A 25,479-nucleotide genomic window follows, 5' to 3' on the forward strand; every position below is an offset into this window, starting at 1 on the left:
GAGCAGGGCCGCAACCGGGGCGCCGGGAGGCCGGGAGCCGGCAGGTCGGCCCTCCCGGGACCATTGCCGACCTGCCCGGGACCAGCGCGGGCCGGCTCGGGACCATCGCGGGACCAGGGCGAGTGGCGCTCGGGCACCTCGTTTTGTATCGTGGAGGAACAAAGTGGCTCCGCCCGTACTCCCTGACCGGCGGGCGGGCCACTTCGTACTCCTTCGTACTCCTTCGCCCTGCCTCACCCTCCCTTCACCTTGCCCCGGAGCCCCTGGAGCCCGCCCATGACGGCCACCGCTTCCGCCCCCGTCGTCCTGACCGCCGGGGCTCTGCTCCTGGACATGGACGGCACGCTCGTGAACTCGGACGCGGTGGTGGAGCGCTGCTGGCGCCGGTGGGCCGTGCGCCACGGGCTGGACCCGGAAGAGGCGCTGAAGGTGGTCCACGGCCGCCAGGGGTACGCCACGATGGCCGTACTCCTCCCGGACCGGCCCATGGCGGAGAACCACGCCGACAACCGCGCGATGCTCGCCGAGGAGACCGCCGACCTCGACGGCGTGGTCCCCGTTCCCGGCGCCCCCGCCTTCATGGCGGCCATAGCCGCCCTCCCGCACGCCCTGGTCACCTCCGCCGACGAGCCGCTCGCCCGGGCCCGGATGGGCGCGGCCGGCCTGCGGATGCCCGAGGTGCGGGTCACCGCCGAGCGGGTGGGCGCCAGCAAGCCGGACCCGGAGGGATTCCTGAAGGGCGCCGCCGAACTGGGGTTCACCCCGGAGGAGTGCATCGCGTTCGAGGACTCCGAGGCGGGCATCACCGCCGGCCGGGCCGCCGGGATGCGCGTGGTGGGCATCGGCCCCCGCGCCGCGGCCTTCGCCCCGGACGTCCACGTCCAGGACCTGACGCGGGTACGGGTGGAGGCGGCCGGCGACGGCACGATCCGCCTCCACATCACGGCCTGAGGACCACGGCCTGAGGACCACGGGCTGAGGACTCACGGGCTGAGGACCACGACCCGAGGGCCCCGGCCCCGCACACCGCTCCCGCGCCCGGCACCGCGCGCCCCGCGCGCCGCGCCGCATCGGCTACGCCGCGAGTGCCTCGTACAGGCTGAATCCGGCGAGCGCGAGCATCAGGCCGGCCGCGACCCTTGTGATCAGCCGGAGCGGTACGTACTTCATCAGCGTCCGCCCGCCGAGGATGCCGATCCCGGCGACCGCCCAGAGGGCGAGCACCGCCCCGAGGCCGACCGACAGCGGGTCGTCGTAGCGGGCGGCCAGGTTCGCGGTCATGATCTGCGTCAGGTCGCCGAACTCGGCGACCAGGATCAGCATGAAACCGGCTCCGGAGACCTTCCAGAAGGACTGGTCGGCCGGGGCCTTGACCGTCTCGTCATCGTCGTCGTGCTTCTTCAGCAGGAGCATCACCGCGCCCGCCAGGAACAGGACGCCGACCATCGCCTGCACCAGCCGGTGCGGGAGCAGGGTCAGTACGCTGCCGGCCGCGACGGCCAGCGCGACATGGACGGCGAAGGCAGCGGCGACGCCCGCGAAGACGTAGGACGCGCGGTAGCGGGTGCCCAGCATGAGGCCCGCGAGGGCGGTCTTGTCGGGGAGCTCGGCGAGGAAGACGACGCCGAAGGTGATCGCCATGATGGTCAGGCTGAGCACGAGTGGTTCCTCAATCGGTCGGACTCCGCCATACCGAGAGACCTGCGTGAACTTCCGTTTCAGGGGTCGCTCCGGCACGGCAGGGCCATGGATGCACATGACATGACACTGCTGCTGCCGAAGGTCTCGCTGGCGGTGCCCGGCACGCGGGCTCCGCCTCCGGGCGCCGGCCGGGCACGAGGCCCAGCAGTATGTCGACGGTCCGGCGAAGAGCTACTCCCCTTCTGCTCCGTTCAGGGTACGTGACCGCCCGGACGGCCGGCCGCTCGGCCCGTTCCCGTGCCGGCCGGCTCCGCCCGGTGCAGCCGCCCGCGTGCCACCAGCTCCAGCACCACCGCGACCGCGATCGCCTGCACGGCCATGAGCCCTACCAGCACGAACAGCTGCACGGCCGCCGCCAGCAGCGGTGACGCCCCGCCCAGCAGCATCCCGACGAAGGCGCCGGGCAGTGTGACGAGACCCACGGTCCTGGTCTGGTCGAGCCCCGGCAGCAGCGCGTCCGACGCCGCTTCCCGCGCCACCTCCAGCCGGGCGTCCCGGTCGAGGAGGCCGAGCGCCATGCCCGCCTCCACCTCGCCGTGCCGTACGGCGAGCTCGTCCAGCGCGCGCCTGCCGCCGAGCACGGTGGCGGTGAGCGCGCCGCCGATGAGGATGCCTCCGACCGGGACGAGGGCGATCCCCTTCAGCGGGACGAGCCCGGTGAGCAGCAGCGCCCCCACGACGGGGACGACCCCGGCGGCGATGGGCGCGGCGGCCCACCACCAGGTGCCGTTGGGGGTGACGCGGCGCCCGGCGGTCCGTACCGCGACCCCGTACATCACCAGCAGGAAGAGCAGCAGCAGCGGTACGGCGCTGACGACCCATCCGATGACGAGCGAGACGGCGGCGAGCTGGACGGCCGCGCGGACGCCGGCGGTGAGGATCTCGCGGGCCGGGCGGAGCCGCGCGAGGGCGGCGACACAGGCGGTGACGGCGAGCAGGACGGCGAGAACGGCCCCGAAGGCGAGGTTCACGGGCAGTAGCACAGCCCAACCCTAGGCGGCGCCAGGGAACCTGGCGGGATGTCAAGAAGTAGACACAACCCTTGATGTGACGTGTGCATGTCGTCACCCTGTTACCTGGCGCCCATCCCCACGCAACCTGGCGCCGCCACGCTGACCGGGCCGCCCCCGAGGGGGCGATCGGCCAAGGCCCCCCACCTCAAGGGAGTTCGCATGTCCCGTGTCTACGCGCGTCGAACCATGCGTCGCGCCGCAGTCCTCGCCTCCACCGCAGCCCTCACCCTGACCACCCTCCTGACCACCGCGCCCACCGCCCAGGCGGCCCCGCCCACCCCGGTCAGCGCGTCCACCGCCCGTACGTACCTGAGCCAGCTGACCGTCAAGGCGGAAGGTTCCTCCACCGGTTACAGCCGCGACCTGTTCCCGCACTGGATCACCCAGTACGGCACCTGCAACACGCGTGAGGTCGTCCTGGAGCGCGACGGCGTGAACGTCGTCCAGAGCGATACGTGCGCGGCGGTCAGCGGCCGCTGGTACTCCGAGTTCGACGGCGCCACCTGGTACGCCGCGTCCGACGTGGACATCGACCACATCGTCCCGCTCGCCGAGGCATGGCGTTCGGGCGCCAGCTCCTGGACCACCACCCAGCGCCGTTCCTTCGCCAACGACCTGACGCGCCCCCAGCTCATCGCGGTCACCGACAACGTGAACCAGGCCAAGGGCGACAAGGACCCGGCCGAGTGGATGCCGCCGCGCACCGCGTACCACTGCGTGTACGCCCGGATGTGGGTGCACACGAAGCACTACTGGAACCTGAGCGTGGACTCCGCCGAGAAGAGCGCCCTGCAGTCGGTCCTCAACGGCTGCTGACCGACCCCGCGTCAGGGTTGGCCGGAATCGGCCGGGGTGGAACGGCCCGCTTCCCTCCAGCGTTCCGTACCGTACGGGCGGGGCGATGGAGGGGAGCACACATGGGCGCCGGTCTGCGGCTGGGACCGCTGCTGCGGTACGTCGGCCGAGAGGCGGCCACCGGCGGCCGGGAGCCGTCGAACGCGGCGGACGCGACGGGAACGGCGGGCGCGACGGGAACGGCGGGCGCGGCGGGAACGGCGGGCGCGGCGGCCACGGTCTGGGTCGAGGCGGACCGGCCGTGCACGGCCGAGGTCCGGTGCGCGGACGGCGCGGGCGGGTCCACCCGGACGTTCCAGATCGCCGGACACCACTACGCCCTCGTCACCGTCACCGGTCTGACACCCGGCACGACGACGGCGTACGACGTACTGCTGGACGGCCGTCGGGTCTGGCCGCCCGAGGGCTCGCGGCTGCCCGCCTCCACCGTCACCGTGCCCGCGCCTGCGGCCACGGAGGTCCGTATCGCGTTCGGGTCGTGCCGGTGGGCCGCACCGCCCGCCGACGCGCGCGACCCGGTCGGCGCGGACGCGCTCGGCGCGCTCGCCGCCCGCCTGGCCGCCGACCCCGCCGCACCGCGCCCCGACGCCCTGCTGCTCCTCGGCGACCAGGTGTACGCGGACAAGACCTCGCGGGCGACCCGTCGTTGGCTCGCGGCCCGCCGCGATCTGCGGGAGCCTCCGGGCGCCCAGGTCGCGGACTACGAGGAGTACACGCGGCTCTACCACGAATCGTGGCTCGACCCCGACGTACGGTGGCTGCTCTCCACCGTCCCGAGCCTCATGATCTTCGACGACCACGACGTCATCGACGACTGGAACACCAGCGCGGCCTGGCTCGCCGGGATGCGCGCGAAGCCGTGGTGGCGTGAGCGGCTGCTGAGCGGGCTCATGTCGTACTGGGTGCACCAGCACCTGGGGAACCTCTCCCCCGCCGAACTGGCGGCGGACCCCCTGTACGCGGCGGTGCGCGCCGACCCCGACGGCACCGAGCACCTGCGCCGGTTCGCCGCCGAGGCGGACACCGATCCGGGCACGGCCCGGTGGAGCTACCGGCGTGACCTCGGCCGTACGCGACTGCTGATGCTCGACACCCGCGCGGGCCGCGTGCTGGACGAGCAGAAGCGGGCCATGCTCGGCGGCGAGGACGCCCGCTGGCTGCGAGACCAGGCGCTGGCCGACCCCGAGGAGCGTGACCATCTGCTGATCGGGAGTTCGCTGCCATGGCTGCTGCCGCCGCTCGTCCACGACGCGGAGGGCTGGAACGCCGCGCTGTGCCGGGGCGAACGGGGCGACCGCTGGGCCAGGTTCGCCGAACTGGCGCGCCGCCGCTCGGACCTGGAGCACTGGGCGGCGTTCCCCGAATCGTTCGGGTCGCTGACGGAGCTGCTCGCGGAGGCGGCCGGCGGGCCGCACGCCCCGGCGACGGTGGCCGTCCTGTCGGGGGACGTGCACCACGCGTACGTGGCCGAGGCACGGCTCGGCACGCCGGGCGGTGCCGCCCGGGTGCTCCAGCTGACCTGCTCGCCGCTGCACAACCGGATCCCGTACGCCCTGCGGCTCGCGTTCCGGTTCGGCTGGAGCGGCGCGGGGCGGCGGCTCGGGCGCGTGCTGGTCCGGCACGGACGCGTGGGGCGCCCCCGGGTCGAGTGGCGCAGGACGGGCGGCCCGTGGTTCGGCAACCAGCTGATGACGCTGACGCTCAAGAGCCGTACGGCACAGCTGCGTCTGGACCGCGCGCGACGGCCGCGTGCCGGGGGCGCGGCGCTGGTACGGGTCGAGGACACGTCCCTGACGCCCTGATGCTCCCGGGCACCTGGACACCTGGGCACCTGGGCACCCGGGCACCTGGGCACCTGGGCACCTGGGGCTCTGACACCGCGCACCCCCGTTCACTCAATCCCTCCCCACTCTTCACAGCCTCCTTCCCCATGCCGTGATCCCTTCCGTGATCCTGCCAACAGCGGAGGGTGAGCCTCCGCCCAGAGGTTCGCTTGCGGGGTCCGCGTCGGCATGATGGGCCGGACGTCCTGCTTACGCGCCGCCCGCACGCACGTTCCGGGAGTCCTTCGTCTTGTCGAACGCCGTTCCCCCCGCCATAGCCCTGGTCGGCGCAGGTCCACGCGGCACATCGGTGCTGGAGAGACTCTGCGCCTCCGCCCCGGAGCTGGCGTCGGGGACGCCCCTGACCGTCCATGTCGTCGACCCGTCGCCGCCCGGTCCCGGGCGGGTGTGGCGTACGGATCAGCCGGCCGAGCTGCTGATGAACACCGTGGCGTCCCAGGTGACGGTGTTCACCGACACGAGCGTGGTCTGCGAGGGCCCGGTACGCGAGGGCCCGAGCCTGTACGAGTGGGCCGCCACCCGCGCGTACGCACTCGGGCCCGACGACTACCCGACACGCGCCTGTTACGGGCGCTACCTGGAGTGGGCGTTCGCCCGCACGGTGCGCGACGCGCCGCCCGAGGTGACGGTACGGGTGCACCGGGCGCGTGCCGTGCGCCTGGCGGACGAGCACGGGTGCGACCGGCACGGCGAACCGGACGCACACGACCGGCAGGCCGTCGAGGGAGCGGCGACGCCCACCCAGGTCCTCACCCTGGACGACGGCACGGTGCTCGGCGGCCTGGGGGCGGTCGTCCTGGCACAGGGGCACCTCCCGGCGGTCGCGGACGCGGCACAGGCCCGCCTCGCCGCGTACGCCGACGCGCACGGGCTGCGGTACCTGCCGCCCGCCAACCCGGCCGACCTCGACCTGACGCCGATCGGCCCCGGCGAGCCGGTGCTGCTGCGGGGCCTGGGCCTGAACTTCTTCGACCACATGGCGCTCCTCACGCAGGGGCGCGGCGGCCGGTTCGTACCGGCGGGGAACGGCGACGGGCTGGTGTACCGCCCTTCGGGCCGGGAGCCCCGGTTGTACGCGGGATCGCGGCGCGGCGTGCCGTACCACGCGCGCGGGGACAACGCGAAGGGCGCGTCGGAACGGCACGAGCCGGCGGTGCTGACCCCTGACGTGATCGAGGCGTTCCGCGCGCGGGCGCGCGCGGGCGACCCGCCGGACTTCCTGAGCGAGGTCTGGCCACTGGTGGCGCGGGAGGTGGAGACGGTCTACTACGAGACGCTCCTCGCGCACGGGCAACGGCACAGGCCCCGCAGTCCCAGGACAGGGCACACGCCCGCGTACCCGTACGCGGCCGGGGCGGGGGTGGCGGGGTTCCGCGCCCGTTTCCTGGGCGACGAGCCGCCGGCCGTCGTACTGGACGCCTTCGGGGTGCCGTCACACGCGCGCTGGTCGTGGGAGCGGCTGGCCCGCCCCCACACGGGCGAAACGTTCCCTTCGGCGGCGGGGCACCGGGCCTGGCTGCTGGCCCGGCTGCGCGCGGACGTGGCAGAGGCGGCGCTCGGCAACAGGGCGGGGCCCCTGAAGGCGGCGCTGGACGTCCTGCGGGACATCCGCAACGAGCTGCGGCAGATCGTGGACCACGCGGGATTGTCGGGCAGCTCGCGCCGCGACCATCTGGACCGCTGGTACACGCCGCTGAACGCGTTCCTGTCCATCGGCCCGCCGCGTCGCCGTATCGAGGAGATGGTCGCCCTGATCGAGGCGGGCGTGCTGGAGGTCGTCGGGCCGCGCATGGAGGTGCGGGCGGAGGGCGGCGCGTTCGTCGCCGCTTCACCGGTCGTGCCGGGATCCGGTGTGACGGCGACCACGCTCATCGAGGCGCGGCTGCCCGAGCCGGACGTGCGGCGCACGGGTGACGAGCTGCTCGGCGAGCTGCTCAGGACAGGTGGCTGCAGGCCCCATGTGAGCGACGGCCACGAGACGGGCGGCCTGGACGTCACAGCGGGCCCGTATAACCTGATCGATCGTCAAGGTGCTGTGCACAGGCGGAGGTTCGCTCTCGGCGTGCCGACGGAGGGCGTGCACTGGGTGACGGCGGCGGGAGCCCGGCCCGGGGTCGGTTCGGTGACGCTCGCGGACGCGGACGCGGTCGCCAGGGCGGCCCTGCGGGCGGCGGTCCGAGCGGCCCCGCAAGCATCCGGCCACTCCGCGACACGACCGAATGTTGAACTTGCAAGTATTTATGAGGACTCCCTAACCTAGGGCTCTCATCGGTACGTCCCCAGCCGAAGGAGCAACCCCCCATGTCCAAGATCTCCGAACGTCTCGATCAGGCCCGGCCGTACGCGCTCGGACTGTTCCGCGTCGTCATCGGCCTGCTGTTCCTCACCCACGGCGCCTCGAAGCTGTTCGGCGTCCTCGGCGGCGCCGACGGCAGCGGCGGCACGGTCCCGTCGGGCACCTGGCCGTTCTGGTACGCGGCCGTGATCGAGCTGGTCGGCGGCGCGCTCATCCTGATCGGCCTGGGCACCCGTACCGCCGCCTTCGTCTCGTCCGGCGCCATGGCGTACGCGTACTTCAAGATGCACCAGCCGCAGGGCCTGTTCCCGATGGAGAACGGCGGCGAGGGCGCGGCCCTGTACTGCTGGGCCCTGCTGCTGCTCGTCTTCACCGGACCAGGCGCGCTGGCGCTCGACGGCCTGTTCAAGTCCCGGGCGCCGCAGGACGCGGGACAGCGGGCCGAGACGGTCACGGCCTGACACCGGCGGTACCGCGACGCACCCCACCCACCCCACCCCACCCGCGTCGACGGCTGTGCGGCGTGACCCGCCATGCGAGATGGATCCGCCGTGCGACGTGCCCGGCCGTGCGAGATGGACCCGCCATGCGACGTGACCGGCCATACGACGGCAGTGCGACGCGCACCGGGTGACGCGCGGTCGAGGAGCGCGCACCGGGCGACGCGGTCGACGGGTGCGCACCGGGCGACGCGGTCGACGGGCGCGCACCGGGCGACGCGGCCGAGGGGCGTGAGGCGAACGGCCTCACGCCCCTCCGCGTGCGATGACGCCGGGAGCCGGGCGTACGCTGTTCCGCGTTCTTGCGGCCGAACCCGGGGAGTCAAGGTGCTGGAGAGCGTGGGGTGGCTGGCCGGAAGCCCATGGGTATACGCGGCTGTCGCCGTGTCGGTCCTGCTCGACGTGTTCCTCCCCGTACTGCCGAGCGGCGTCCTCGTCATCACGGCCGCCACGGCCGCCGCCGCGAGCAACGCCCCGACCGACGTCTCCCTCGTCACCCTCGCCCTCTGCGCGGCCGGCGCGTCGGTGCTCGGCGACCTCGTCGCCTACCGGCTGGCGTGGCGCGGCGGCCCCCGCCTGGACCGGGCGATCGCCAGGTCACGCCGCCTGACCACCGCGCAGGAACGTCTCGGCACGGCGCTCAGCCGGGGCGGCGGCGCCCTCGTCGTCATCGCCAGGTTCGCCCCGGCGGGGCGCTCCGTCGTGTCGCTCGGCGCGGGCGCGGCGCGGCGCACGGCCCGGGAGTTCCTGCCCTGGTCGGCGCTGGCCGCCGTGGCGTGGGCGGTCTACAGCGTGGGCCTCGGCTACTTCGGCGGGCAGTGGCTGGGCGCGACCTGGATCAGCGCGGGGGTGTCCGTGCTGGCCCTCTTCCTGGCGGGCAGCCTCGCCTCGTACGTCATGCGGCGCCCGACGGCTCCGGCTCCGACACCTGCGGCCTAGCCTGGCCGCGGACCTCGATCCCCGCCAGCAGGGCCTGCGTGGCGTGGGCGATCTCGTCCACGGCCCGCTCGAACACCTCCCGGTTGTGCGCGGCGGGCACCCGGAAGCCGGAGACCTTGCGTACGTACTGGAGGGCCGCCGCGCGGATCTCCTCCTCGGTGGCCTTCTCGGGGAGGGCGGGCGGTCGAAGCGTCTTGATGCTGCGGCACATGCCTCCAGTGTCCGCGATCCCCCACGATCGCGGCACCTGTTCCCGTTGCCCGCCCGTCCCGCTTCACCACGCCGTCCCGCTTCACCACGCCGTCGCGCGTCGCCAGCCCCTCGTACGTTCCGACTCCCTCGCCGGGCCCTCACCCCGCAGCCGCTCCACGAGGTACGTGGCCCAGTCGGCCCGGTGGAGATTGCACCGGGAGGCCCCCACCATGGCCAGCCGCCGGCAGCGGCGCCCCTGCTTGGTGCGTGCCCCGCACTTGGACTGCGTACGAGCCATCCGAACCACCCCCTGTCCCTCCGGGCCCCGAGCGGCCCCCTGACCAGCAGGGTGCGGGTTGCGCCGCCGCCCGGGGAAGGCGCAGTCCGCCCCGTACGGGTGCGCTCCGGGGCGAACCGGGGGCGGACTCGGGCCCCGCTGTCGCATGATGAACCCGTCGTTCGACCGAGGGGGAACCATGCGACGCACCGGCACATCGACGACGACGGCCGCGGCCCTGGTACTGCTGCTCACCCTGACCGGCTGCCAGGACACGACCGCCCCCACCTCACCCCAGCCGCCGGCGAACACTCCCGCGACGTCTCCGTCGCCGGGCGGCGCCGACAAGCCCCGGACTACGGGCGTGCTGCCAGACCTCGTCGGCAAGGGCCTCCAGTACGCGCAGGACGAGGCCCAGGCCGCCGGGTTCCTGCTCCTGACATCCCATGACGCCCTGGGCCGGGGACGCGAACAGGTCCTGGACCGCAACTGGAAGGTCTGCACGCAGAACCCGGCGCCCGGAACGCACGCGACCACCGTGAAGGTCGACTTCGGCACGGTGAAGCTGACGGAGGAGTGCCCGGCGAAGGACGCCGGTACGCCGGACCCGGCGGACGGCACGATGCCCGACCTCGTCGGCAGGTCCGTGAAGGTCGCCCGACAGGTGCTGCCGTCGAACAGCAGCATCGACGTACGGGACGCGAGCGGCAAGGGGCGGGCCGTGCTGGTGGAGTCCAACTGGCGGGTCTGCCGCACCACTCCGGCAGCCGGCGCCACGCTCGACGGCAGCCCGATCAGGATCGACACGGTGAAGTTCGACGAGAGCTGCTGACGGGCGTTCGGCCGTCGACGGTCCACGACGACTGCTCGGCGCTGCGCCGCTACCTGGTCGTGGCCGGGCTGATGCACCGTACGAAGGACGGCAGCAACTACCGCAGGGCCGCCTGACCGCCGACGGCACGGCTCCGCGCGCTCGGCGGCGCGGCGCGGTCGTGCAGGCGCGGCACGGCACGGCAGTGGCACGCTGGTGGCCGGGCACGGTGACGGCGCGGCCGCCCGGTCACGGCGGGGATTCGCCCCACACCCCGGGGCCGCCGCCCCGCCACTCGACCAGCCGTGACGCGGCCACCTCGTCGGGCCCCAGTTCCAGCCCGACACCCGCCAGCATGTCCGCCAACTCGGCGATGCTGTGTGCGAGCCCGAGGATCGTCCCGTCGGCACGCACACGCCGCCCACCGGTCTCGGACGGCGGGTAGACGATGACAGGCGGGTGTGCGGACATGCCCCCAGCCTCCCCGTGGTCCACCGGCATCGCATCCCGAGGCCCCCGAAGGGCGTACCCGGTGAGCCCGAGGTGCCCGACGCACCCCGCGCCCCCTTCTCCGTGGTGATTTCGGCAAGTCGCCGTCACGAAGCTGTGAAGGAAATCGGCCACTCTCGAAGAACACCGGCGCGAACGCGCCCATCACTCGGGGGACATCCATCATGCCGATCATCCGGACCCGCCGCACCGCCACGTCCGTCATCGCCGCCGTCCCGGCCCTGGCCCTGGCCCTCTCCCTGACGGCGTGCGGTCCGGAGGACCCGTCGTACGACGGCAGCCCGTCCGTGTCCGCGCCGCCGACGGCGACCGCCGCCCCGACGCCGGGCGACAAGGGCGGCACGGACGGCGCCCCGACGCCGACGACGCCCACGGCCACTCCGCCGGGGGCCACGCAGCTGTGCGGCACTGCCGACGTCACCTTCACGGCGACCCTCGCCGAGCCCACGACCAGCTCGTACCTCCTGAAGGTCACCAACAAGACGGGCAAGCCCTGCCTCGCCCACGGCTACCCGGTCGTGACCTTCGGCGACCTGGACGGCGCGGCCACGCACCGCGAGGAGACGCACCCGGGCACGGATCTCACCCTCGCCCCGGGCGAGTCGGCGTACGCGGGCCTGATGGGCGGTCGTCACGACGGGAAGGGCAAGACGGTGAACTCGATCGCGATGACGATGGAGACCGAGAGCGACCTGGAGCAGACCCCGCTCACCGCGAGCACCCCGGGCCTGTACGTCTCCCCCGACGCATCGGTCACGGCCTGGGTCGGCAACGTGGAGGACGCGCTCAGCCTGTAGCCCGCCCGGCCCCGGCTCCCGGCCTCGCCCCTGCCCCTCGCCCCCCACGACCCCAACCACCCCAGGCCGGGTCTCGGCGGCCCCGGGATCGCCTGCCGCCGGGCCGCCACAGGCGTCCCGGCACGCGGTGGGCGACGCGGGCACCTAGGCCTGGGCGGCCGGCCGGTAGGTGCACACGTTGACGCCCGCGCCGCTGGTGACCGTCGACACCAGCTCCAGCGTGTGCTTCCCGCCGTCGTCGGGGAAGATCGTCTTTCCACCGCCGAGGAGCACCGGCATGATCATGAGCCGGAGTTCGTCCACCAGACCCTCGGCCAGCAGGGTGCGAGCCAGCGTGGGGCTGCCCATGACCAGCAGGTCGCCGCCTTCGGCCTCGCGCAGTTCGCGGATGCGGTCGACGGCGCCGTCACCGACGATGAGCGTCGTGTTCGCCCACGTCAGCTCCGCGTCGCCGAGCGTCCGCGACACGACGTACTTCGGGATGGAGTTCATGCGGTCGGCGAACGGGTCGCCCGCCCGCTCGGGCCACGCCCCGGCCATCGTCTTCCACGTACGACGCCCGAACAGCAGCGCCTCGGCCTTGCCCAACGCGTCGTCGAAGGCACCGCCGACCACCTCGGGGTCGAAGAACGGGTGCGTCCAGCCGCCGTGGGCGAAGCCGCCGTCGGTGTCCTCGTCGGGCCCACCGGGGGCCTGCACGACGCCGTCAAGGCTGATGAACTCGCTGATCACGATGCGCATGGGCCTGATCCTCTTCTTCGCTCGGGCTTACGGCAATACAGACGGCCGGGCGACCCGAAACTCATCGCATCCACGTCACCCCCCCCCCTGTGATCCACGACACACCCCGCGGGGAGCCGCTAGGAACTCTCGACCGCCATGTACTTTGCGTGGCAAAGTACAAGCGAACGCGGCGGGCGGCCGCACGGCGTCCGCTGGCCGACGCCACCCAAGCGCGACCACTGGGGGAACACCATGGGGACACCCACACCGACCGGCGCGGACGCATCCGAACCGACGGCATTCGAACCGACGGCATTCGAACCGACGTCATCCGAACCGGCACCGGAGACACCTGGCCCGCCGGCGAGGACATCCCGACCGAAGACGACCACCGAACCGAAGGCGGCCCCCGAACCGCACGCGACCCCCGAACCGCACGCGACCACCAGCCCGAAGACGGACGCGGCCGGGCTGCTGGCCGCGACACAGGGCCTACGGGCCAGGACCCGTACGCAACTGAACGGCTCGTGGGTCCCGCTCCTCGGCTTCGGCGTACTCGCGCTGGCGGCGGCGCCGATCGCCCGGTACGCCTTCAACTTCGGGGCGCACGGGCGCAACGTCGGGTCCTATCCGACCTTCGCGTACGCCGAGTTGACCGGTCTGTGCGTCGTACACGAACCCGGAACGCCCTGTCTGGAGGGCGAGTTCGACGGCGCCGTGCTGCGCTTCGCGGCCTGGGGCGTGTGGTTCGCGCTGCTCCCGCTGGCGTGGTTCGCCCTCGCCCGCTGGTACCGCCTGCGCGGCGAGTCCCGGGGCATCGTCCCCCGCCGCGGAGCGTGGATCCGCGCCACCGTCGTGGCCACGGCGGTGGTCACGACGGCCCTGCTGGCGCTCCTCTTCTACGGCGGCCAGCCATGGCAGGTCGCGCTGCTGGAGAACAGGTACGCCTCCCCCTGGTATCTGGTCGGCGTCGGGCTCCTCGTACTCGGCGTGGCCGAACGCGGCTGGACCACGGCGGCGGCCGGCGCCGCCCACGCCCTGCTGCTGACCGGATACCTGGGCGCCGAGTGGGGCAGCGGCCTGCTTCCCTGGACACACCCCGCCCAGCCGGGTTGGGTCGACGGGCCGCAGGCCAAGGCGGTCCTGCTCGCCGCCATCCTGCTCGTGGCAGGTCTGGCCGAGTGGGCGAGGGTCCGCCGCCGGGCCACCGAGGGCGCCGCACGTCCGCGTACGGTCGCCTCATGAGCGACGACCATGAAGAACCGCACCCGACCCAGGCGCTGGACGACACGGTCCACCAGCGCGTACGGCTCGGCATCCTCACCGTCGCCCACGAAGCGGACCGGGTGGACTTCGCCTTCCTGAAGAAGCAACTGGCCGTCACCGACGGCAACCTCTCCCGGCACCTGAAGGTGCTGGAGGAATCGGGCCTGATCACCGTGGAGAAGGGGTACGCGGGCCGGCGCCCCCGCACCTGGATCACCCTCACCCGCGCAGGCGCGCACGCCCTGGAAGGCGAACTCCGCGCCCTGCGCGCCCTCGTCCACCGCCTGGAGACCCCGCGCGCCACCCCCGAACCACCCGGCACGTGATCACCACGAGCAGGGTCAGAGGCGCAGCAACGACGACACGAAGGCGTCGGCCTCGTCCACACCGACGGCCGGCCGGTAGCCCGCGTCGAAGACCTCCGAGAACCGGCCGGTCAGCTGCGTCACACCCCGGGAGTTCCGGCCCGCCCAATGGTGCTGCACGCGCGTCGCCCGGAGCAGGGTGACCTCGAAGATCGGCAGCAGTACGGCTGACACCGTCGCCCGCCGGAGATCGATCCCGACCATCAGGAAGGCCGGAACGCTGTCCGGGGTGGCGAGGAAGGCGAGCGTCTTGTCGATGTTGTACGCCTTCGGTGCCGACGCGCGGTCGAGCAGTTTCGTCTTCACGTCGATCGAGAGGACCCCGCCCGGGAACTCCCTGACGAGGTCGTCGAGCCGGTGGCCGTGGCCTCCGCCGAGGCCCGTGATGTGCCGCTCGATGTCGTTGCCCCGGACGTTCACGTTCTCGACCCGGGCGGAGCGCAGGATCGCGTCGGAGCGGGCCCGGACGATGTCGGCGAGCTCCTCACCGACCTGCCGGAACGCCCGCGCCCCCATGACCCGCGCGGCCCGCTCCGGGCCGCGCAGGATCTGGGCCGTCTGCTCTTCGGTGGGCCGGAACCGGAGATCCCTCCCGGCGACGTCGTTCGTGGCGCCGACGAGCCGCTCGAGGTTCTCCTCCCAGGTGAACGCCGCGTGCGACGCGAAGAGGGCGTCGAAGTTCTCCGGGCTGTTCCGCAGCCCCTGGTACTCCCGCAGGATGTCGCCGCCGTTGAAGCTGCCCCGGACGTTGTCGACGGTCAGCCGGTGCGAACTGTGGCTGGCCTTCTTCAGGAACGTCGAGTTGGCCAGCAGGAACTCCAGGCCGGTGTCACGGACGACCACGACGACGAACGGCCGCGCGTCATGGCTCCTGAGAGCGGACAGCGACAGGACGGTGTTCGAGAACGAACCCGTCCGGGCCTCCGAGAACCGCACCCCGTACCCGTCCCCCACGAACACGCTCCGCGCCCGCAGAGGACGGAACGCCTCGACGAACGCCGCCCGCACCTCATCCTTACGAGCCCCCGGCATCCGCCTCTTGAAATCCCGAAGGAACGCCACCGCGTCCCCCACCCCGCCCATATCGCCCGCCTCCCCTTCCCCACCCCGACGAAGCGTCAGGGCCCGTCACCGACGGCCCGAAGCCCCCGCCCATGCGCTCCCACCGCCATGACGGACGGGAGGCCGGCACCACCCTGCTCGACCGCCCCCATGGGCCGTCGGACACACGGCCCGCGCCGACAGGTTCGCCTCGATCTGTCTGCCGTGTCGGCTCACTCCTCGTCGCCACGTTCCAGAACCAAGCCGACCGACCCGCCCTCCAGACCGTTGCCGTCTTCGAGGTGCAGATGGCTCCCGGCGGGCACGCCGTCCCGGGCGAGGACGAGCAGATGCCCGGCAAGCGTTCTGAGGCCTGCGGCATTCGCTTCGACGACGACCTCTCCGCCGAGGTGGCGCACCTCGATCCGCGCGTCCTCGTCCCACGTGAACACCATCGCGGCACCATCCGCCACAACCGTGGCGCGGGTGCGCTCCTTGGACACGCTGTCATCCGGACTCATGGAAACCATCATGCCGCCCTACGCGCCGACCGGGGCCTTGACGCTTGGTGAGCATGGTGCCCCTCGCAGGCCGCGTCCCCGCATCCGCACCTGGTGCTGAGGCCGTCAACGTTGCCGTTGGGGCCGGCGCAGAGATGTCGAAGGCCCCCAGCCATGATCGGCTGGGGGCCTTCGTGGTGGTGGGCGCGGACGGTTTCGAACCGCCGACATCTGCTTGGTAAGTTCGATCGCCCCAGCCGTCGGGAGCTCTCGTCCTCGCGTCCACGCCTCGCGCGCGACCGTGTTGGGCTGCCCTCGTCCGCTGTCGTTGATGTCACCTGGTGATGTCAGGACTGGGTGTGGTCTTGAGGTGCCGCCGCATCGCCGTTCGCAGGGCTTCGAGTTCGGTTCGGGGAAACGGCCGGCCCCATTGAGCCTCGTAGGCCTCCTCGCCCAGTTCGTGGTCAATCCGGTCGAAGGCTCGGACGGCCGACCGCGCGAGTGCCGCGATCGCGTGGCGTCCTGACCAGAGGACCGTCCCCGAGCTGTCCGGCGCAAGGCCGTCGTCGGCCCTCACGAGTCGAACATCGACCCCCGAACCATCCCGATGAAAGAACCACCGGTACCCCTGCGGTTCGCCCTCCAACTCGGCGCGTGTGTCCTCGTCACCCAGCACCAGCCTGGCCACGGCGTACAGGAATTGCTCAGGCCCGTCGGTGATGTATGAAGCGATGACCTCCGCCTCGCCTTGATCGTCACCCACCTTCACGACGGCCCACCCGTGACTATGCGGACTCCACGTGATCGTGAGAGATCCCATCGCATCCCCCTGATGCGCGCCCTATGACGAGGCACGGTAGGGCGTCCAAGGGCATGAGCTTGGGAATCACCGGCGGTCTGGACTGCTGGACGGGCTCTGACCTGTGCTTTTCGTGTTGGACGGGATGGTTGGCTACGGTCCCTGGGAGCCGTACCTGACCGCTGTTGTCCGCTCCGCTGGGCACGGATGGGGCACGGGTGGCGGCAGTGCGACAGAGCCCGGGGGGTTGGCGGGTCAAAGAGGAATGATGCGGATCTGGCTGCCGCAGAGTTTGGTCATGTCGTCGCTGTCGGACGTCAGCAGAGCGACGGGTTTCGGCTGGCGAAGCGCGACCTCGGCGACCGTGGCGTCGATGGCGTATTTATGCCCGTGCAGCCCGGCGTCTTTGAGGAGTTCCGCTGCCGCTTTCGCCGCTTGTTCGGTGACCGGCTCCACCTTGACGCGGGACAGAGCCCAGTTCAGGCAAGGCATGTTGGTTCGGGAGTGGCTGACTTCCACGATGGTGTCTGCCCCGATGACGAGGTCGGCTCCCATGTCGTGGAACACCTGCAGCATGGCGAGGAGCTTGCGGTCCTGCGCGATCCAGGCGGACAGCCCTTCCGAGTCCAGGACGACGGTCTCGATACGCTCGCTCACGCGGCGTCCGCGCCCTTAGAGGAGCCGGTGGAGCCGAAGATCTTCGCGCGGGCCTCGGCAAGCTCCTCGTCGCTGAAGGATCCGTGCTCCTCCTCGTGGCGGCGGAGGTCGCTGCCCAGGAGCTGGTGCCGGATCTGGCGGGCTACGGCTTCTGCCACGTAGCCGGAGACGTTGTCCGTGAGCCTACGGAGCTCCGCCACCTGGTCGGTGGGCAGTGTGACGGTGATGCGCGTAGTCGATGACATACTCGGAGCATACTGGAGTATGCGTGAAGTCGTCCGCGATCGGCGCCCTGAGCTCCGACCAGGTGCCCTCGGTGGGCAGGATGTCGTCCGCGCCGATCGCGGGGCCTTCTTCACCAGCCCCTTGGAGTGCGGGTGATGCCCCTGCTTCCTGCGGGAGCGGAGCGACGACGCCGACGCAACGACCCCGGCGTATACACACCGGGGCCGCCCTTCCGGGCCGGTCGCACGTGAGAGTGCGCCGACCCGCTTTCACGCTAAGCCTCGTGCGTATGAAGACGACGTACGCCAAGTACGAGACGCACGTCCGGCGGCAGATGTACGGCGCATGCTCACCGCTGCAACCGCCACGACGTCAGCGGCCACGGCCAAGGAGTCCCACCGGGTCCTGCGAAGCGCGTTGACGGCCGCGTGCCGAGAGGAATTGATCAGTAGGAACGTGGTCAAGCTGGTCCCCGCGCCCCATGCGCAGCCGCGGGAACTCAAGCCGTGGGACCTGGAGCAGACGACAACCTTCCTGGAGGCCGCGAGGAAGGATCTTCTGTACCCGCATTCGTCCTGGCAGTCGCTCTCGGGCTGCGACGGGGAGAGGTCTCGGACTGCGCAGGTCGGACATCGACCTGGAGCGCCGGACGCGCACCGGACGCCCTGTGGAGGCGAGGAACCTCAGCCGATCGTTCGAGCGCATCTCAGGTGACGCAGGGCTCCCCCGCATCCGGCTGCACGACGCCCGGCACGGATGCGCCACCCTGCTGTTCGCGGCCGGGGTGCCGGCGCGCGTGGTGATGGAGATCCTGGGGCACTCGCAGATCGCCGTCACGATGAACATCTACACCCACGTGCCGGACGACAATCGGCGTGAGGCGATAGATCACATGGACCGGCTCTTGCGACGTCGCCGCCGGTCAGACTGAGGGACTGCCGTCAATTCCTACCGTCAACGCCCCCGCAGCGGCTCGCTGCGGGGGCATTTCGGCTGGTGGGCGCGGACGGTTTCGAACCGCCGACATCTGCTTTGTAAGAGCAGCGCTCTACCCCTGAGCTACGCACCCGTGGAGTGAGGCAACAGCGTACATGGCGCATGGGTGGGTCTCGCAAACCGGTCATCGGGCCCGGGGGGTAGCCCTACCTTCGAGACGGTGGAGGGCTGGATCGTGGGGGGCGGGGTCCGTACGTAGCGTGAGGGGAGTCGTCGTCGTCGGGTTGTCGGGGGATCGTCGTGGGTGTGTCGGTGAAGCGGCTCGGCCGTGCGTTCGGGGTCGCGGCGGGCGTTCTCGTCGGGGTGGTGGGGGTCGCGGGGTGTGGGGGTGTGGACGCGGGGGCGGCGCCTGCGGAGAGCAAGGTGTTCCCGTTCCGGGGCGAGTCGTTGGTGGTGGATTCCGACGGCTCTGACCTGGTGCTCGTGCCTGCCGATGTCGACGGGGTGGAGGTGACCCGGCAGGTCGACGGGTGGGTGGTGTTCGGCGAAGGGCCGTCGCCGAGCTGGCGGCTGGAGGCCGGGCGGCTCACCCTGCGGGTGTCGTGCGACGCGCTGGTGGATGCCTGCGGTGCCCGGCACGAGGTGAGGGTGCCGCGCGGTGTCGCCGTGACGGTGGAGAGCGGCGACGGGGACGTGACGGCCGACGGGTTCGCCGGCGCGCTGGCGGTACGGGCGGACAACGGCGACCTGACCGTACGGGGCTCCGGCGGGCCGCTGGAGGTGCGGAGCGACAACGGGGACGTCCGCGTGGAGCGGTTCGCGGGGCGGCGCCTCGTGGCGTACAGCGACAACGGGGACGTCCGGCTGGCCCCGGTCGCCGTGCCCGACCGGGTGGAGGCCGTCAGCGACAACGGCTCGGTGACCGTCGAGCTGCCGCGCGCCGGCGGTCGTGGCGCGACGCCGCAGTACGCCGTGGACGCGCGCAGCGACAACGGCACCGTCGACGTGGCCGTGCCCATCGACGCGGCCAGCCGGCATGTGGTGGAGGCGCGGAGCGACAACGGGGACGTGTCGGTGCGCGCCGCGAACTAATGGGCCCGTGTGTTCGTCCTTACCTGGTGGGAGAATGACCGGACAGGGGCGGACCCAGCACGGGAGCGGGATGTGACGGTGACACGCGCGCGGCGGCGGTGGAGCGATGTGGTCGCGCTGGTGTTGCTGCCTCTGCCGTTGGCCGTCGCCCTGCTTCCCGCCGCGTTCGCCGGGGCCGGGGGTGCCGGCGGGCGCCGTTGGTTCGGGGGGCGCGGCGAGAGTCAGCGTGCCGACGCGCAGGCGGCGAAGGACGAGGCGGCCGCGGCGTTCTACGAGCTGGACACCGCTCAGCGGGACCTGCGGATCTCCATCGAGACGATCACCGCCGTGGACGGTTCACCGGCCGCGCGCCGGGCGGAGGACGACTTCGCCGCGCTGGGGCGGCGGATCGACGAGGTGAGCCACGCGTACATCGCCGTCGTGGACTCCTACGACCTGGACCGGCCGGAGCTGGAGGCGTCCGCCGCCGTGCGGGCGCGCGGTGAACTGACCCGCGCCAAGGACGATCTCGTACGGGTCAAGGGCGAGCTCGACCGGTTCGAGCGGCAGCTCGCGCCGTTGCTGGACAAGGCGGAGACGCAGCTGGCCCGGCTGGCGCCCGCCGTCGAACGGGCCAGAGCGGCGCTCCTGTCCGCGAGCAACGCGCTCGACGGGGTGCGGGACGCGGGGTTCACCGCCGACGGTCTCGCGGCGCGGCTCGCCGCCCTCGCCCCCGAGCTGACCAAGCTGAACCAGGGCGCCGGCCGGCACGGCGTACCCGAGACCCTCCAGCGCGCCGACCGTGTCCTGCGTGACGCGGAAGCCGTACGCGCCGAGGCGGAGCGGCTCCCGGAGCGGGCCGCCGAGACCGACCGGCGCCTGGTGTCCCTCCGTACCCGCGCGCAGGCGCTCGCGCACCGGGCCGGGTCCGTCGAGCCGGTGCTCAGCGAGCTGCGCCGCCGGTTCAGCGCCGCCTGCTGGCAGGACCTCCAGCCCGTCCCGGCGCAGGCCGCCGACAACGTGCGGCGCGCCGAGGAGAGGCTGAAGGAGGCCGGGCAGGCCCGGGACGAGCAGCGCTGGGCCGATGCCACGGCCCTGCTCACGACCGTGCGGGCGTTGCTGAACGCCACCGACGAGGCCGTGTCCGCGGCCGGTGACCGGCTCCAGCGGCTGAACGCGGTGGCGAAGGACCCGCAGCAGGAGATCGAGCGCACCCGGTTCGCCATCCGCGACGCGCAGCGGCTCGCCATGGCGGGCCGTCACACCCCCGACCCGCGCCACGCGGGGCCGCTGGACGACGCGGTGGCGCGCCTGGAGCGGGCGGTCACCGGTCTGGAGGGGCGCCACCCCGACTACTGGCACTTCCTGGCGGAGACGGAAGCCGTTCGGGGCGCGGTCGCGCGGGTCGTCGAGCAGATCCGCGACCAGCGCGGAGCCGCCGGGCACTAGCTCCGCACGCCGGGCGTGGCAGGGGCCCGTGTGAGGGTGCGTGGTCGGCAGCCCTGGGGAGCCCGAAGCAGGGCTCGTGGTCGGCAGCCCTGGGGAGCCCGAAGCAGGGCTCGTGGTCGGCAGCCCTGGGGAGCCCGAAGCGGGGCGTGGTTCGGGCCGGGCGGCTCGGCGCCTTTATCCTGGGCTTATGCGGTACGTGAGGCGTACGGAACCCGGGAGGCCGTCATGGCCACGCACCACGACGACGCCCCTCGCCACCCCCGCCGCCTCGGTCGCGTCCAGCGCGCCGGCACCGCCCTGACCGGGCTCGTCCTGCTGCTCTTCGGCGTCCTCGGGCTGCTCTCGCAGGTCGACTTCTTCGACTCCCGGGGCGACACCGTCGCCGGTCTCGGCACCAACGGGGCGCTCGGCACACTGTCCCTGTGCGCGGGGCTGCTGCTCCTCGCGGGCGCGGCGATCGGCGGCCCGTTCGCGCCGCAGATCGACCTCGTCGTCGGCGTCGCGTTCCTGGTCAGCGGGTTCGTCAACCTCGCCCTGCTGGGCACGGGTCTGAACCTGCTGGCGTTCCGGCTGCCGAACGTGCTGGTCAGCTTTGCCGTCGGGGTACTGCTGATGGCGCTCGGCGGGTACGAGAAGGGCCGCCGGCTCCGGCACCCGCGCCGTTAACCTGTGGCCATGCCCCGTTATGAATTCCGCTGCCGCACCTGCGGCGACACCTTCGAGCTGAACCGTCCCATGGCCCGATCGGGAGACCCGGCCGCCTGCCCGGCCGGGCACGACGACACGGTCAAGCTGCTCTCCGCCGTCGCGGTCGGCGGTACGGCGGCCAAGGCCGGGCCCCCGCCCTCCGCCACCGGCGGCGGAGGCGGGTGCTGCGGCGGCGGCTGCTGCGGCTAGCACAGGCCCGGCGGCCCGCCCGCCCCCTGGCCGGTCAGGGGGTTCGGCGCGCCGCCGCCAGGAAGCGGCGCAGGATCTCCTCGCCCGCCGCGACACCACGGTCGTCCAGCACCTCGACGTTCCCGGCCGTCCAGCCCGTGTCGGCGAGTTCGCCGTGGCCCGGCCGCCACGCCCGGTCGGCGGCCAGCAGCAGGTCGGCGTCGAGCAGCGAGTCGCCGGCGGCGAGGACGGTCTCCGCTCCGGTGCGCCGGGCCACCTCCCGTACCGCCGCGCTCTTGGTGAGCGGCTTGGGCACCGCGTACACCTTGCGGCCCTGCAGCGAGACCGTCCAGCCGCAGGCGTCGGCCCACTCGGCGAGCTCGTCCGTCCAGCCGTCGGGCAGCAGGGCGCGCTCCACGACCAGGTACGCGAAGAGGTCCTCGGCGACCCGCTCCTTCAGCAGCCAGGCCGGGTCGGCGGCGGCGAGCAGGTGCGCGCGCACCTCGGCGAGCGAGGCGCACTCGTCCGCGAGCCGGGCCTCGACGGCCGCCCGCCAGCCGGGGTCGGAGACGCCGTCGACCAGCAGGTGGCCGCCGTTGGCGCAGATCGCGTACCGGGGCTGCGGGCACGGCAGCTGGATGCGCTGGTACTGCTCGCGCGTGCGGGTCGTGACCGGCACGAACGCCGCGGTACGGGCGAGCTCCTCCAGGATCGTGGCGGCGGCCTCGGTGACGTACGACAGGGGCTTGCCCTGGTACACCTCGACGCACAGCAGCCGGGGCGCCTCGGCGTCGGCCGCGGTGAGCGCCAGCGCGGCCGTCGAGTAGATCAGCGTGCGGTCGAGGTCGCTGGCGATCAGGGCGGGCGGGCCGCCCGGCAGGCCGGACGCGGGGCCGGGGACCGGCGTGGTCGCGGTCACGGGGCCGTCACCGCCCGGCCGTCGGCGCCGGTGGCCCCTCGGGTGAACTTCGGGTGGATCAGCCCGACGCAGGTGTACGGAAGTCCGTCGACCTCCTCCACCGGTACGCCGCGCTGCTCGGCGAGCAGGCGCACATGGTCCAGGTCGGCGCCCGCGCCGCGCTGGGCGAGGATCTTCCACGGGACGCGGCGCAGCAGGACGCGGGTGGTCTCGCCGACGCCCGGCTTGACCAGGTTGACGTCGTGGATGCCGTGCTCCTCGCTGATCCGCTCGACCGCGGCCCACCCCTCCCAGGTCGGTGCGCGGTCCCCGGCCAGCAGCTCCTTGACGTCCGCATCGACGGCGGCGGCGACCTCGTCGAACCGGGCGGCCACGGTGTCGAGGAAGTCGCGGGACACATCGGCGGCGGCGAGCTCGCGGTAGAACTTGGCGCCGTGGAAGTCGTCGGGCCCGACGAGGTCGGCGCGGAGGACCGTACGGGATATCAGGCCCGAGACCGTCGAGTTGAGGCAGGCGGAGGGGATGAGGAAGTCCTCGCGGGTCCCGTAGGTGCGGACGCAGGAGCCCGGGTCGGCGAGGACGGCGATCTCCGGGTCGAACTCCGGGAAGTCCTCCAGGGCGGCGGCGAGTTCGCGGGTGATGGCGCCCTTCCCGGTCCAGCCGTCCACGAACACGACGTCGGCCGGGTCGTGGTGGGCGCGCAGCCAGCGCAGGGCGTTGGTGTCGATGCCCCGGCCGCGCACGATGGACACCGCGTAGTGCGGCAGGTCCAGGCCGTGGCGGTGCCGCGCCCAGCGGCGCATCAGGACGCCGACAGGCGTGCCGGCCCGGGCCAGCGACACCAGGACGGGGCGCGGGGACCGCTCGGCGAGGACGGTGTCGGTGACGGTGCCGACGGCGCGGGCGATCCGGGCGGCGGAGGTGTCCAGGGCGGCCCGGAACAGCCGCTGGTACCGGTCGCTGGGTTGGTACTCGACGGGCAACGACTCCGCGTAGTGCGCGCCGCCGCGCTGGATGGCCTCCTCGCGCTCCTCCGTCGGCGCCTCCAGTTCGACGTCGGACAGGTCCTGGAGGAGCCAGCCGACCTCGTCGGGGGCGTAGGAGGAGAAGGCGGGGCCGCGCAGCGGCTCGGGGAGCATGGGTTCGGGTTGCCTTTCGGGCACGTCGGTCACGTCGGTCACGTGGGGTGGGTGGGTCGCGTGGGTCGCGTGGGGCGGGTGGGTCAGGTGGGAGGTCATGTGGGGCGCACGGGGCTGGTGGGTCACGTGGCGCCGGTGGGATGCGGGGGCCGGCTCGGCTGTGGTGCCTGCGGCGCGTGCGGTGCCTGCGGCGCGTGCGTCCGGTGTGTACGAGGGGATCACTGCGAGCACGACGTCCGGTATGTGCTCGGCGAGCCGGGCGAGCAGGCCGTCCGGGGCGTGCAGGGCCGGGGTGTCGGCGGCCGAGTCGACGACGGCGACGACCGCGTCGAAGCCGGCGCCCGCGACGTTGTAGGCGTACCGGTCGCCCGGGCCGTCGGCGGGGTCGTCGTGGGCGGGGAAGACCAGCCGGGTACGGATCGCGTAGCCGGGGTCGTCCACCGCGAGGACCGGCGACCGGGTGGTGGTGGAGTACCGCACCTCGGCGTGCGGCAGGCGGGCCTCCAGGGCGGCACCCAGGGCGAGCGGCGCGTACATCAGTTCCTCGCAGCCGAGCACCAGCACGCGGGGGCGCGAGCCGGGCCGCTCCGGGCCGGTCTTCGCGGGGGCGCCGTCCAGGTCCAGCGCGGCGGCGACGCGGCCGGCCAGGCCCGGGAGCGCTGCGTCCAGGCGGGCGCGGTGTTCCGGGGTGAAGCCGTGGCGGCCGCCGTCGGGCACCCCGGCGGGCCAGCTCAGGTCCACGCGGCGCACGGCGGCGGGCGCGGGCGCGGGGGACGGTACCGGCTCCCGGGACCGTACGGTCCGCGCGGCCTCGTCCGAGGCCCCCTCCGCCGTCTCGTGCGCGGCCACCAGGGCCCGGCCGCGCTCCAGTACCCCGTCCGGCAGCCGTACCGTGCCCGCGGCGAGCGTCACGAGGTCCACGCGCGCGCCGATCTCCGTCGCGAAGTCCGCCAGCCGGCCCCGGTCCCCCGGCGACCGCATGTCGACCAGCGCCACCACCACGTACCGGTCGCGCGGGTAGCGCCCATGGAGCGCGCGGACCGTGTTGAGCACCGTGTTGCCGGTGGAGAACTCGTCGTCCACCAGGACCAGCGGCCCCCGCCCGGCCAGCAGCTCCGGGTCCTCGGGCAGCAGCAGATGCGACGTGTGGTGCGAGTGGGACTCCTCGAACCCGCCCGCCGGTGCGACGCCCGCCACGGGACGGCGGGTGGAGTGCAGATACGGGGCGAGGGCGAGCCCGTCGGCGACGCAGTGGCCGAGCCCGGTCGCCGTCTCCGCGTACCCGAGCACGACGGCGCGGCGGGCCTCGGTGTCGCCCAGCAGCTCGCGCACGCGCACCCCGAGGTCGTACCCGGAGCGCCGCACCACCCCGGGGCTCTGCGGGACGTGCTTGCCCAGCACGTTGGAGACGAGCAGGTGCGCCCGCTTGGGGTTGCGGCGCAGGGCCAGGCCCAGCAGGCCGTGCAGCTCCGCGTCGCCGGACAGCTCGACGCCGAGCCGCTCCGCGACCCACGTTCCCGACCAGACCACGTTCTCGTTCTCCTCGCTGCCGTCCGCGTGCGCGTGTCCGTCGTCATCCGCGTGCGCGTGTCCGTCGTCGTCCGCGTGCGCGTGTCCGTCGTCGTCCGCATGCGTGTGTCCGTCGTTGTCCGCGTGCGCGTGTCCGTCGTCGTCCGCGTGCGTGTGTCCGTCCGCGTCCCCGTGCCTGTGTCCGTCCGCGTGCGTGTGTCCGTCGTTGTCCACGTGCGTGTGTCCGTCCGCGTCCCCGTGCGTGTGTC

General features: G+C 73.0%; 26 protein-coding genes, 1 tRNA gene and 2 pseudogenes. 16 read left to right on the top strand and 13 right to left on the bottom strand.

Annotation, left to right across the window (positions count from 1 at the left end):
* The first annotated feature begins 276 nt into the window (after positions 1 to 276).
* Positions 277 to 951, top strand: a complete 675-nt coding sequence (locus ACGF5U_RS02810) for an HAD-IA family hydrolase (RefSeq protein ID WP_392714847.1) — start codon at positions 277 to 279, stop codon at positions 949 to 951.
* Positions 952 to 1,074: 123 nt separating this feature from the next.
* Here the strand turns inward: ACGF5U_RS02810 and ACGF5U_RS02815 are convergent, their stop codons facing one another.
* Positions 1,075 to 1,659 (bottom strand): TMEM165/GDT1 family protein, encoded by a 585-nt coding sequence (locus tag ACGF5U_RS02815; RefSeq protein ID WP_392714846.1) that lies wholly within the window; start codon positions 1,657 to 1,659, stop codon positions 1,075 to 1,077.
* A 233-nt stretch (positions 1,660 to 1,892) separates the two neighbouring features.
* The gene (locus ACGF5U_RS02820) at positions 1,893 to 2,684 is read right to left on the bottom strand and encodes an ABC transporter permease (RefSeq protein ID WP_392714845.1); all 792 of its coding nucleotides are present in this window, start codon (positions 2,682 to 2,684) and stop codon (positions 1,893 to 1,895) included.
* Between the two features lie 189 nt (positions 2,685 to 2,873).
* Here ACGF5U_RS02820 and ACGF5U_RS02825 point away from each other — a divergent pair, with 189 nt between their 5' ends.
* From ACGF5U_RS02825 to ACGF5U_RS02845, 5 genes are all read left to right on the top strand, one after another.
* On the top strand, positions 2,874 to 3,530 hold the full coding sequence (locus tag ACGF5U_RS02825; RefSeq protein WP_392714844.1) for an HNH endonuclease family protein: 657 nt from the start codon (positions 2,874 to 2,876) through the stop codon (positions 3,528 to 3,530).
* A 101-nt stretch (positions 3,531 to 3,631) separates the two neighbouring features.
* Positions 3,632 to 5,371 (top strand): alkaline phosphatase D family protein, encoded by a 1,740-nt coding sequence (locus tag ACGF5U_RS02830; protein WP_392714843.1) that lies wholly within the window; start codon positions 3,632 to 3,634, stop codon positions 5,369 to 5,371.
* 271 nt (positions 5,372 to 5,642) lie between these two features.
* Positions 5,643 to 7,673 (top strand): FAD/NAD(P)-binding protein, encoded by a 2,031-nt coding sequence (locus ACGF5U_RS02835; RefSeq protein WP_392714842.1) that lies wholly within the window; start codon positions 5,643 to 5,645, stop codon positions 7,671 to 7,673.
* A gap of 41 nt (positions 7,674 to 7,714) precedes the next feature.
* Positions 7,715 to 8,170, top strand: a complete 456-nt coding sequence (locus tag ACGF5U_RS02840; protein ID WP_392714841.1) for a DoxX family protein — start codon at positions 7,715 to 7,717, stop codon at positions 8,168 to 8,170.
* A 366-nt stretch (positions 8,171 to 8,536) separates the two neighbouring features.
* Positions 8,537 to 9,148, top strand: a complete 612-nt coding sequence (locus tag ACGF5U_RS02845) for a DedA family protein (protein ID WP_392714840.1) — start codon at positions 8,537 to 8,539, stop codon at positions 9,146 to 9,148.
* On the opposite strand, the gene ACGF5U_RS02850 is transcribed toward ACGF5U_RS02845, so the two are convergent.
* Positions 9,105 to 9,359 carry a DUF2277 domain-containing protein gene (locus ACGF5U_RS02850; RefSeq protein ID WP_392714839.1) on the bottom strand — a complete coding sequence of 85 codons (255 nt, stop codon included), beginning with the start codon at positions 9,357 to 9,359 and terminating at the stop codon, positions 9,105 to 9,107. The two genes, ACGF5U_RS02845 and ACGF5U_RS02850, sit on opposite strands and share 44 nt — an antisense overlap.
* Positions 9,360 to 9,816: 457 nt before the next feature.
* Between ACGF5U_RS02850 and ACGF5U_RS02855 the strand changes: the two genes are divergently transcribed.
* Both ACGF5U_RS02855 and ACGF5U_RS02860 read left to right on the top strand, forming a co-directional pair.
* A complete protein-coding gene (locus tag ACGF5U_RS02855) occupies positions 9,817 to 10,449 on the top strand; it encodes a hypothetical protein (protein WP_392714838.1) in 633 nt (210 codons plus the stop codon).
* A gap of 17 nt (positions 10,450 to 10,466) precedes the next feature.
* Positions 10,467 to 10,565, top strand: a pseudogene (locus ACGF5U_RS02860) (DUF2087 domain-containing protein); the annotation flags it as partial.
* A 112-nt stretch (positions 10,566 to 10,677) separates the two neighbouring features.
* On the opposite strand, the gene ACGF5U_RS02865 reads toward ACGF5U_RS02860, so the two are convergent.
* Positions 10,678 to 10,899, bottom strand: coding sequence for a hypothetical protein (locus ACGF5U_RS02865; protein WP_392714837.1), 222 nt, complete (start codon positions 10,897 to 10,899; stop codon positions 10,678 to 10,680).
* 203 nt (positions 10,900 to 11,102) lie between these two features.
* Here ACGF5U_RS02865 and ACGF5U_RS02870 point away from each other — a divergent pair, with 203 nt between their 5' ends.
* Positions 11,103 to 11,735 carry a DUF4232 domain-containing protein gene (locus ACGF5U_RS02870; protein WP_392714836.1) on the top strand — a complete coding sequence of 211 codons (633 nt, stop codon included), beginning with the start codon at positions 11,103 to 11,105 and terminating at the stop codon, positions 11,733 to 11,735.
* A 144-nt stretch (positions 11,736 to 11,879) separates the two neighbouring features.
* On the opposite strand, the gene ACGF5U_RS02875 is transcribed toward ACGF5U_RS02870, so the two are convergent.
* On the bottom strand, positions 11,880 to 12,476 hold the full coding sequence (locus tag ACGF5U_RS02875; protein ID WP_392714835.1) for a dihydrofolate reductase family protein: 597 nt from the start codon (positions 12,474 to 12,476) through the stop codon (positions 11,880 to 11,882).
* 234 nt (positions 12,477 to 12,710) lie between these two features.
* Between ACGF5U_RS02875 and ACGF5U_RS02880 the strand changes: the two genes are divergently transcribed.
* Both ACGF5U_RS02880 and ACGF5U_RS02885 read left to right on the top strand, forming a co-directional pair.
* Positions 12,711 to 13,703: a hypothetical protein gene (locus tag ACGF5U_RS02880; RefSeq protein ID WP_392714834.1), complete on the top strand. Its 993-nt coding sequence runs from the start codon at positions 12,711 to 12,713 to the stop codon at positions 13,701 to 13,703.
* Entirely contained in the window at positions 13,700 to 14,050 is a 351-nt protein-coding gene (locus ACGF5U_RS02885; RefSeq protein ID WP_392714833.1) for a winged helix-turn-helix domain-containing protein, read from the top strand. Before ACGF5U_RS02880 ends, ACGF5U_RS02885 begins: the two co-directional genes overlap by 4 nt.
* A gap of 15 nt (positions 14,051 to 14,065) precedes the next feature.
* Here ACGF5U_RS02885 and ACGF5U_RS02890 read toward each other — a convergent pair whose 3' ends face one another.
* The 5 genes from ACGF5U_RS02890 to ACGF5U_RS02910 form a co-directional block, all read right to left on the bottom strand.
* Positions 14,066 to 15,097, bottom strand: a complete 1,032-nt coding sequence (locus ACGF5U_RS02890) for a hypothetical protein (RefSeq protein WP_392818311.1) — start codon at positions 15,095 to 15,097, stop codon at positions 14,066 to 14,068.
* Positions 15,098 to 15,363: 266 nt separating this feature from the next.
* Positions 15,364 to 15,651 (bottom strand): hypothetical protein, encoded by a 288-nt coding sequence (locus ACGF5U_RS02895; RefSeq protein ID WP_392714831.1) that lies wholly within the window; start codon positions 15,649 to 15,651, stop codon positions 15,364 to 15,366.
* Between the two features lie 313 nt (positions 15,652 to 15,964).
* A complete protein-coding gene (locus ACGF5U_RS02900) occupies positions 15,965 to 16,399 on the bottom strand; it encodes a hypothetical protein (RefSeq protein WP_392714830.1) in 435 nt (144 codons plus the stop codon).
* 285 nt (positions 16,400 to 16,684) lie between these two features.
* Positions 16,685 to 17,086 carry a DNA-binding protein gene (locus ACGF5U_RS02905; RefSeq protein WP_392714829.1) on the bottom strand — a complete coding sequence of 134 codons (402 nt, stop codon included), beginning with the start codon at positions 17,084 to 17,086 and terminating at the stop codon, positions 16,685 to 16,687.
* On the bottom strand, positions 17,083 to 17,331 hold the full coding sequence (locus ACGF5U_RS02910) for a hypothetical protein (protein WP_392714828.1): 249 nt from the start codon (positions 17,329 to 17,331) through the stop codon (positions 17,083 to 17,085). Before ACGF5U_RS02910 ends, ACGF5U_RS02905 begins: the two co-directional genes overlap by 4 nt.
* Before the next feature lie 310 nt (positions 17,332 to 17,641).
* Between ACGF5U_RS02910 and ACGF5U_RS02915 the strand changes: the two are divergent.
* Positions 17,642 to 18,242 (top strand): annotated as a pseudogene (locus ACGF5U_RS02915) (tyrosine-type recombinase/integrase); the annotation flags it as partial.
* Between the two features lie 63 nt (positions 18,243 to 18,305).
* Here the strand turns inward: ACGF5U_RS02915 and ACGF5U_RS02920 are convergent.
* Positions 18,306 to 18,380 (bottom strand) — tRNA-Val (locus ACGF5U_RS02920).
* Between the two features lie 167 nt (positions 18,381 to 18,547).
* Between ACGF5U_RS02920 and ACGF5U_RS02925 the strand changes: the two genes are divergently transcribed.
* The 4 genes from ACGF5U_RS02925 (at position 18,548) to ACGF5U_RS02940 (ending at position 21,664) form a co-directional block, all read left to right on the top strand.
* Positions 18,548 to 19,339, top strand: coding sequence for a DUF4097 family beta strand repeat-containing protein (locus ACGF5U_RS02925; RefSeq protein WP_392714827.1), 792 nt, complete (start codon positions 18,548 to 18,550; stop codon positions 19,337 to 19,339).
* A 72-nt stretch (positions 19,340 to 19,411) separates the two neighbouring features.
* Entirely contained in the window at positions 19,412 to 20,767 is a 1,356-nt protein-coding gene (locus ACGF5U_RS02930; RefSeq protein ID WP_392714826.1) for a hypothetical protein, read from the top strand.
* Positions 20,768 to 20,992: 225 nt separating this feature from the next.
* Positions 20,993 to 21,433 carry a DUF4383 domain-containing protein gene (locus ACGF5U_RS02935; protein WP_392714825.1) on the top strand — a complete coding sequence of 147 codons (441 nt, stop codon included), beginning with the start codon at positions 20,993 to 20,995 and terminating at the stop codon, positions 21,431 to 21,433.
* A gap of 9 nt (positions 21,434 to 21,442) precedes the next feature.
* Positions 21,443 to 21,664 carry a zinc ribbon domain-containing protein gene (locus ACGF5U_RS02940; RefSeq protein ID WP_392714824.1) on the top strand — a complete coding sequence of 74 codons (222 nt, stop codon included), beginning with the start codon at positions 21,443 to 21,445 and terminating at the stop codon, positions 21,662 to 21,664.
* Positions 21,665 to 21,698: 34 nt separating this feature from the next.
* Here the strand turns inward: ACGF5U_RS02940 and ACGF5U_RS02945 are convergent, their stop codons facing one another.
* Both ACGF5U_RS02945 and ACGF5U_RS02950 read right to left on the bottom strand, forming a co-directional pair.
* The gene (locus ACGF5U_RS02945; RefSeq protein WP_392714823.1) at positions 21,699 to 22,562 is read right to left on the bottom strand and encodes an HAD family hydrolase; all 864 of its coding nucleotides are present in this window, start codon (positions 22,560 to 22,562) and stop codon (positions 21,699 to 21,701) included.
* Complete coding sequence (locus ACGF5U_RS02950; protein ID WP_392714992.1) at positions 22,559 to 25,231, bottom strand: phosphoribosyltransferase; 2,673 nt, start codon at positions 25,229 to 25,231, stop codon at positions 22,559 to 22,561. Before ACGF5U_RS02950 ends, ACGF5U_RS02945 begins: the two co-directional genes overlap by 4 nt.
* Positions 25,232 to 25,479: the final 248 nt, after the last annotated feature.

It is taken from the genome of Streptomyces sp. NPDC047886 (assembly GCF_043204435.1).
Taxonomy (GTDB): Bacteria; Actinomycetota; Actinomycetes; order Streptomycetales; family Streptomycetaceae; genus Streptomyces.